This is a genomic window from Vibrio fluminensis (genome assembly GCF_015278125.1).
GTDB classification, from domain to species: domain Bacteria; phylum Pseudomonadota; class Gammaproteobacteria; order Enterobacterales; family Vibrionaceae; genus Vibrio; species Vibrio fluminensis.
The window spans coordinates 1-655 of the sequence record NZ_JADILO010000078.1 but is presented as its reverse complement, the minus strand read 5'-3'; the positions used below and the strand labels follow the sequence as shown (position 1 = coordinate 655).

Here is a 655-nt window from a genome sequence, read left to right as displayed (position 1 = left end):
GATGTATTCGAACGTATTTTTATTAATATCGTAGAGCAAGCCATGTCGAAAGGCTTGGTCGCGGGGCAAGAGTTCTTTACGGACAGTACTCATCTCAAAGCGAACGCTAACAAGAATAAACATACCAATAAAGTCATGGCGGTTCGCGCGAGTGCCTATCTTGATATGCTGGATGAAGACGTTGCGTTAGACCGAGAAATAGCGGGTAAGAAGCCGCTTAAGGCTCGCGGATCAGAGTCAAAAATAAAGAATACTAAAACCAGCACCACTGACCCAGAGAGTGGCTTCATGACTCGGGATAATAAGCCACAAGGCTTCTTCTATCTCGACCATAGAACCGTTGATGGTCAGCACGGAATTATCATCGATACTTATACCACCGCAGGTAACATCAATGACTCACAACCTTACGTTCAACGCTTAGATTACACGCTTGCCACATTCCAATTGAACCCGATAGCTGTTGGACTGGATGCAGGCTACTTTACCGCTCCAGTGGCGGAGTCACTTGAACGTCGAGGTATTCTTGGCGTGTTCGGTTATCGACGCCCATCGAGAACGAAAAATACGTTCAAAAAGAAACACTTTACTTACGACGCGCAAAGAGACAGCTACCAATGTCCGAATGGTCAGGAGTTGCTTTATAAAACCACAT

Annotated in this window: 1 protein-coding gene; it reads left to right on the top strand. The window is 45.6% G+C overall.

Annotated elements, in window-relative coordinates; translation table 11 throughout:
* The coding region (locus tag IRQ95_RS21950; RefSeq protein ID WP_194439923.1) for a transposase at positions 1–655 on the top strand (655 nt) is incomplete at both ends.